Consider the following 7,061-nt stretch of genomic DNA (forward strand, 5'->3'; position numbering starts at 1 on the left):
CATCTCCCAGTTCCTTGGTGTTCCAGAGCTCATCGGCGACGGGACGAGGACGGTGCTGCGCCGAACCTGAGAGGTCATTGACGTTCCCCGTGGCCAGGGTCAGTCTGAGGAGATGGAGATGTTGGAGGCCGACTACCTGGTCGTCGGTGCGGGTGCGATCGGAATGGCCTTTGTCGACGCCCTCATCGACCGCGCCGACGTCTCTGTGGTCATGGTCGATCGGCGGCACGGAGTAGGCGGTCATTGGCTTGATGCCTATCCGTTCGTCCGGCTCCACCAGGCCTCTGCTCTCTACGGTGTGGCCTCGACGCCCATGGGAGGTGGCCGGATCCAGGAGCGCGGGCCCGAGGCCGGTTTGCATGAGCGGGCAACCGCGCCGGAGATCTGCGCCTACTACGAACGCATCCTGCGTGACCGCCTGCTCGCTTCCGACAAGGTGTCGTTCCACTCGAACAGCGACTACCTCGGCGACGGCCGGTTTGTGTCCCTCATCTCCGGGCGTCAGTACGAAGTGCGGGTACGTCGCAGTGTGGTCGATGCCCGCTATCTCACCCCGGACATCCCCTCCTTGACGCCGCCGCCGTTCGAGGTGGCTGACGGCACGCACGTCATACCCATCAATGATCTGGCCGGACTCGGTTGTGCCGCATCGCAGTACGTGATCGTCGGTGCGGGCAAGACCGCGACGGATGCTTGCGTGTGGTTGATCGACAACGGGGTCGACCCCGACGCGATCTGCTGGGTGCGTCCGCGCGATCCGTGGATGTTGAACCGTGCCGTCATTCAGCCCGAACCGACGATGTTCATCGGTGCTGCCGCCGACACCATGCAGGCCGCATCCGAGTCCGCCTCGGCCGATGAGATGTTCTGCCGCCTCGAGGATGCCGGCGTCATGCTGCGGATCGATCGTTCGGTGACGCCTACGATGGCAAGGACTCCGACGCTCGCGCAGTGGGAACTCGACCGGTTGCGGATGATCGAGAATGTCGTACGCCGGGGGCACCTGCGCGCAGTGGCTCCCGGGCGCCTCACGTTCGACAGGGGACAGGCTGCTGGTGATGTGGTGGCCGTCGACCCAGATGCGGTAGTCGTGCATTGTGCTGCGCGGGGACTACGTACTGCGCCGCAGGTGCCGATCTGGGGGAACCGGACGATGACGCTGCAACCGGTACGTGCCGGCTTCCCGTTGTTCGGCGCGGCGTTGTCGGGTCATGTCGAGGCGACCGTGGCCGTCGGGTTGGACGTCGACGCGGCAAATGCTGCGAAGAACGCGGTTTGCCCGTCGTCGACCTATCCCAATGGTCTCGCCGAGTGGGCGCGGATGCAGGTCACCGGTGGCCGCGCCGCTGCGGCATTCAGCGCGAACCCGGACATCAAGGCGTGGGCTGATCAGGTGGCGCTGAACCCTTCGCGTACGCCACCGGACCTGATGGAGTCCGATGAACTCGCCGCTGCGGTCGAGCGATTGAAGAAGTACGCGGCGCTGGGGATGAGCCGGCTGACCGAGTTCGCCGGGATGTCCGCGTAACTGGACGCGTTTACGGGGTACGAAACCTCGAAGGCGCGAGTTACGCGGCGACGAATGAAGATTGACGACTGGGGAGTTCGTCGATCACATTCCCATCCCGCCGTCGACGGGGAGGCCGGCGCCGGTGATGAACTTGGCCGCGTCCGAGGCGAGGAACACAACGGCATCGGCCATGTCATCGACCTGGCCGAGTCGTCCCAGCGGAGTCAGGCCGGCGACTGCTCCGGCTGCGTCTTCGGGCGAATCGAACAATCCCAAGGCGGCGGTCTCGACAGCGAGCTTGTTGCCCATCGCGGTCGGTGTGAGACCCGGGTAGATGCAGTTGACGCGCACTCCGTAACCGAGCTTGCCCGATTCGGCAGCGGCGACGCGGGTCAGCCTGTCGATCCCGGACTTCGAGGCGGAGTACAGGGCGATCCCAGGGAAGGCGATGGTCGCAGCGACAGAGGCGATGTTGATGACAGCGCCACCGGATCCTGCTGCGCCACCGGGTCGCATCGCCCGGAACGCGTGCTTCACTCCCAATGCTGTGCCCAGGACGTTGATCTCGAGCATGGTGGACGCGGCGGCAGCGTCAAAGTCGATCAGCAGATTGGTCACCTCGATTCCGGCGTTGTTCACCACGATGTCGAGACCGCCCAATGTGTCGATCGTGGATGTGACCGCCGCTTCCCATACCGCGTCATCGCGTACGTCGAGAAGCACGAACTCTGCCTTCGCGCCCTTCGCCCGCAGCGCGTCGACAATCTGCTGACCCGCTTCGGCGTTGATATCGGCCACGGCGACAGCTGCCCCGGCCGCGGCGATGGCGTCGGCCATGCCGGCGCCCAGTCCCTGTGCGCCACCGGTGACCAGGGCAGTGCGCCCTGTCAGGTCGTAACTCGTCATTGAATCGTCTCCTTGAGCGTGCGGATGGTGGCCGATCGTGAGTACTGCCTCGCGGATATCGTCCCGCGCATAGTGCGGCGTCGGTCACATTACGAAGCAATTTCGACGGGTGTCAAGGGTAATTGTGACGTTTGTCAAAGAAATCAGTGGCTGGGCTCGTTTCTCCTGGACACGCGAGTGGTGGCGCGCCGTAAACTGTGCCGATGACTACCGTCGCCCACAACGGCCGGAAAGCTGGGATGCGTGGCCCCGACAAGTTCGAGGCTCGCCGGATAGAACTGGCGACAGCGACGCTGCTGACGCTGGCCGAATTGGGATACGCCCGCACCAGTTTGCGCGAGATTGCGCAGAATTCGGCGTTCTCGCACGGGGTTCTGCATTACTACTTCGCCGACAAGCTCGACCTGATTGCGCAAGCAGTCCGGATCTACGAGGACGTGTGCGTCACCCGCTACGACGAGGTCATCGCCTCGGCGTCTACGGCGCAGGAACTCAGAGACGAGTTCGCGGAGATGTTCTTCGCGACGCTCGAGTCGGATTCTGCGCTGCACCGTCTGTGGTACGACCTTCGGAATCAAACACTGTTCGAGTCGTCGTTCCGAGAAGATGTGCGCGAGATAGAGTCTCGACGCGAGGACATGACGTGGCGCGTGGTGAGCCGGTTCTACGAACTGTCGGGTGTGACGCCCGGGTTCACGTCGAACATGGCCTACGTCATCATCGATGGCATCTTTCAGCGCGCCCTCATGCGCCTGTTGAGCGATGGCGACGACCAGCTGACATCCTCTCGAGATCAGCTGGCCGAAGCCTTCGACTTGTTCCTGCGGTGATCTGCGAGGGCGAAGCGCATGCAAGAGCCGCTCCTACATCGCCTCGATTTTCGGCAGGATGTCGTTCTTGAGGCGCTTCATGTCGTCCATCGTCTTGGCGGTCGGGACGTCGGCGAACGGCGGCCACAGAAGCAGCTTGGTCAGTCCTGCTTCTCGATAGCGCTTGAGCATGTCGGTGACTTGGGCCTCTGAACCGACCAGCAGATTACTCGCCTTGCCTGCCGGTGTCTGGTCCATGTCCACATCGGTGATGACGGTCCAGATCATGCTGGCGATATCGAGGTCATCGATGGTACGGGAGGTGTCGAGAGCCTCGAGCTCATGCTGAATGCCCTTGCGCCACTCGGCAATTTCCTGCGGGGAGTCCTGAATCCCGATCCAACCGTCCAGGCCGTACTTGGCCACTCGCTTCGCGGCGCGTTTCGCATCCTTGAGTCCGCTGAAGTAGATGGGCGGATGCGGTTGCTGTAGGGGTTTTGCACCGAAGCCGCTGGGGCCGAAATCGGCGAACTCACCGTGGTATTCGAAGACCTCGTTGGTCCAGATACCCTGCATGATCTCGATGGTCTCGCGCAGGTGTTGATGGCGGCGCGGGAAAATGTGCGATGCACTCGCGGCCGCGAACTCTTCAGGCATCCATCCTGAGCCCACCGCGACGTTGAGCCGTCCATTGCTGAGGTGATCGATGGTGGCCAGTTCTGCGGCGAGCACACCCGGGGATCGGTACGGAGTGTCGATGATGCTCATACCGATGCGGACCTTGCTGGTCTTGGCGGCGAGCCACGGGATGAGTGGAAATCCCTGGAGGAACTCGCCTCTCGACGAGACGGGCAATTGTTTGGGCAACTCGTGCATCATGCCGAAGGCGTACTCCATCTCGGCCCGGTCGGAGGATTCTGGAACGATGATGCGATCCAGCGTCCACACCGATTCGAAGTCGAGATCCTCGGCCAGTTGGGTGAGGTCCTCCAGCTCGGTGACGGTGACCTTTTCGCGGAAGTTGGGGAGATAAAGGGCTAGTTCCATCGTCATAGACCTCGTTACTTTGTTGGGGTGTTGATCATTTCGCGGTCAGAGTGGAGCGGATGTCGGCCTTGAGGATCTTTCCGATGGTCGAGCGGGGCAGGTCGGTCCAGACTTCGATCTGTTTGGGCGCTTTGACGCTACCGACGCGGTCCTTCACAAACGCGATCAGTTCGTCTGCGTTGAACTCGATGTCGGGTCGCAGCGAGACGACGGCCGTTACCCTCTCGCCCCACTTCTCATCGGGCAGGCCGATGACGGCGCAGTCCTGGACGGCAGGGTGGGCCATGAGAGCCTGCTCCACCTCGGCGGAGTAGACGTTGAAGCCGCCGGTGATGATCATGTCCTTCGCCCGGTCGACGATGTAGAGGAAGCCGTCGTCGTCGAGGTAGCCGATGTCGCCGGTGTGATGCCATCCGTGGGTCGAAGCCTCCGCGGTCGCCTCCGGGTTGCGGTAATAGCCCGCCATGACCAATGATCCGCGGACGCAGACCTCGCCTCGCGCTCCGGTCTGTACCGCGGCCCCGTTTTCGTCGAGGATCGCCACGGTCACCAACGGCGACGGCCGACCGGCCGACGACAGCCGGGCGATGTCGATGCTGCCATCTGGTTTGCGGTGCTCCGACGGCGACAACGTGGAGATCATCATAGGCGCCTCGGACTGGCCGAACAGCTGGGCCATCGGTCCGATGCGTTCCAGGGCCTCCGCGAGTCGAGCGGTGGAGATGGGCGCGGCTCCGTACCAAAAACATTGCAGCGAAGAAAGATCGGTGGAGTCGAGCGCCTCGTGGTCCAGCGTCATGTAGATCAGCGTCGGCGGCAGGAAGGTGTGCGTGATGCTGTGTCGCCCGATGAGTTCGAGAAACTCTCCGACGTCCGGATGGTCCATCACCACGACCTCGCCGCCGAGGGCGAGGATGGGAAAACACAACACGCCCGCGGCATGGGTGAGGGGAGCGAGTGCGAGGTACCGCGGGCGGCCGTCGAACGGATAGCGCATCAGCACGATGGCTGTCATCGTCTCCAGGTTGCGGCCGGTGAGCATGACGCCCTTGGGGCGACCAGTGGTGCCGCCGGTGCCGACGAGCGCGACGAAGTCGTCTGCGGCATCGTCGGTGTCGACAGGCGGGTCTGTCTCGGCGCCGGAGATCCAGGCGTCGAACCCGACTGCGGCGTCGTTACCCTCGCCGAGTCGGATGAGGTTCGTGAGTTTTGGGAGCTGCGGTGCGATCTCGGAGATCAACGTGTCGAAGGCCGGTTGGTAGATCAAGGTGGTGCAGTCGAACAGGTCGAGTAGCTCGGCGTTCTCACCAGCGGCGTTGCGCGGATTGATCGGGCACCACACTGCGCCGGCGCGCGCGATGCCGAAGACACACGCAAACGAGGTCGGATGGTTGCCGGACAGAATGCCGACCTTGTCACCCGGTGCGACCCCGGAACGCCTGAGCGCCTTCGCAACCGAGTGCGAGAGCGCCACTACATCGCCGTAGGTCAGCGACACCCCGTTCATGGTGAGACACGGAGCCTCTGCTCCCAACGAAGCACCCTTGTCGAGATAGAAGGTCAACGACACTGTTGTTCTCCGCTTCGTCGCGTGTGGTGCAGATGAGTCTTCCGTCAACCTATGGCAACTGTCAAGATTTTTCCGGACAGTTGTCAAGATTCGCGTGTCTCAGGATGTTTGTGGGCCGCTGGGTACGAGAAGCCGAATCGATGATCGAAGACATTGGGGCAGCGTCGTTTCCGGATGCGACACCCAGTACTCATGGCCGGCCATGATTGCGGCGGTGGTCGAGTGCGCGAAAGCGATCACAAACAGTTCGTCGTCGCGCCAGAGCCCGCGACAGTGGATGAAATCGGCGACCGCTTCGCGCCACTGCCGGTACAGCACCGACGCATGGAATTGCACCGCCGGCACGGTCAGGATCAGTTGGGTGCGGTGCCGGGCCCATTCCTCGTCGCCGGGCGCGAAGGCGAGGGCGGAGATTATTGCGGTCTCGACGACGTCGCGCGGTGCGGCGGCCCCGTCGTCGGCGGCCAGAAATGCTGTGAGCCGGTCGAACTCGGCGTCTGATTCGACCCACAGCACATCGGCTTTCGTCGCGAAATAACGGAAGAACGTGCGGCGACTGACCCTGACCGCCGTCGCGATGTCCTCTACGCTCGTCTCCTCGAAGCCCTGCTCGACAAACAACTTCTGGGCCGCCGCTGCCAGTTGGTGCGCACTGGTCGCAGCAGGACGGCCGCCCCGATCAACTGTGTCGGTCACCTCGGCGTGAACCTTCCCGTCTGCCATCTCGCTATCGTCTCACCCTCGCCGGTCGTTGTGCCGGTTCGTCGCAAATCAGCCCTGGTGTTTTGGCACTAGGTGACATAACCTCAGGAGCTGAGAGCAGGGTCACAACGAACAGGAGTGGTCGATATGGGAAAACTCGAGGGCAAAGTCGCCTTCATCACCGGTGCTGCACGAGGTCAGGGGCGCAGTCATGCGATTCGGCTTGCGCAGGAGGGCGCGGACATCATCGCGGTGGACACCGCGAAACAAGTCGCCACCGTTCCGTACGCAACCGCCACCGCCGCGGATCTCGAGCAGACGGTCAAGGAGGTCGAGGCCCTCGATCGCAGGATCGTGGCGTCGGAGGTCGATGTGCGCGACCTGGCTGCACTGAAGAAGGCCGCCGACGACGGTGTGGCCCAACTCGGCCGCCTCGATATCGTGATCGCAAACGCTGGGATCAACAGCATGGCACCCACGCTCGAGATGGACGAAGAGACGTGGCAGACCATGATCG

The 7,061-nt window shown here is 63.1% G+C and carries 7 protein-coding genes; 3 read left to right on the forward strand and 4 right to left on the reverse strand.

Annotation, left to right across the window (positions count from 1 at the left end; translation table 11 throughout):
- The first annotated feature begins 118 nt into the window (after positions 1–118).
- Complete coding sequence (locus VIQ49_RS08975) at positions 119–1,528, forward strand: NAD(P)-binding protein (protein ID WP_331883411.1); 1,410 nt, start codon at positions 119–121, stop codon at positions 1,526–1,528.
- 84 nt (positions 1,529–1,612) lie between these two features.
- Here VIQ49_RS08975 and VIQ49_RS08980 read toward each other — a convergent pair whose 3' ends face one another.
- Positions 1,613–2,416: an SDR family NAD(P)-dependent oxidoreductase gene (locus VIQ49_RS08980; protein ID WP_331883414.1), complete on the reverse strand. Its 804-nt coding sequence runs from the start codon at positions 2,414–2,416 to the stop codon at positions 1,613–1,615.
- A gap of 203 nt (positions 2,417–2,619) precedes the next feature.
- On the opposite strand from VIQ49_RS08980, the gene VIQ49_RS08985 reads away from it, so the two are divergent.
- Positions 2,620–3,246, forward strand: coding sequence for a TetR/AcrR family transcriptional regulator (locus VIQ49_RS08985; RefSeq protein WP_331883416.1), 627 nt, complete (start codon positions 2,620–2,622; stop codon positions 3,244–3,246).
- 33 nt (positions 3,247–3,279) lie between these two features.
- Here the strand turns inward: VIQ49_RS08985 and VIQ49_RS08990 are convergent, their stop codons facing one another.
- The 3 genes from VIQ49_RS08990 to VIQ49_RS09000 form a co-directional block, all read right to left on the reverse strand.
- Positions 3,280–4,272 (reverse strand): LLM class flavin-dependent oxidoreductase, encoded by a 993-nt coding sequence (locus VIQ49_RS08990; RefSeq protein ID WP_331883419.1) that lies wholly within the window; start codon positions 4,270–4,272, stop codon positions 3,280–3,282.
- 34 nt (positions 4,273–4,306) lie between these two features.
- Positions 4,307–5,842 carry a long-chain fatty acid--CoA ligase gene (locus VIQ49_RS08995; RefSeq protein ID WP_331883422.1) on the reverse strand — a complete coding sequence of 512 codons (1,536 nt, stop codon included), beginning with the start codon at positions 5,840–5,842 and terminating at the stop codon, positions 4,307–4,309.
- A gap of 99 nt (positions 5,843–5,941) precedes the next feature.
- Positions 5,942–6,565: a TetR family transcriptional regulator gene (locus tag VIQ49_RS09000; RefSeq protein WP_331883425.1), complete on the reverse strand. Its 624-nt coding sequence runs from the start codon at positions 6,563–6,565 to the stop codon at positions 5,942–5,944.
- 126 nt (positions 6,566–6,691) lie between these two features.
- Between VIQ49_RS09000 and VIQ49_RS09005 the strand changes: the two genes are divergently transcribed.
- A partial coding sequence (locus VIQ49_RS09005; protein ID WP_331883428.1) for an SDR family NAD(P)-dependent oxidoreductase occupies positions 6,692–7,061 on the forward strand: 370 nt, incomplete at its 3' end.

It is taken from the genome of Williamsia sp. (genome assembly GCF_036566845.1).
GTDB lineage: Bacteria > Actinomycetota > Actinomycetes > Mycobacteriales > Mycobacteriaceae > Williamsia.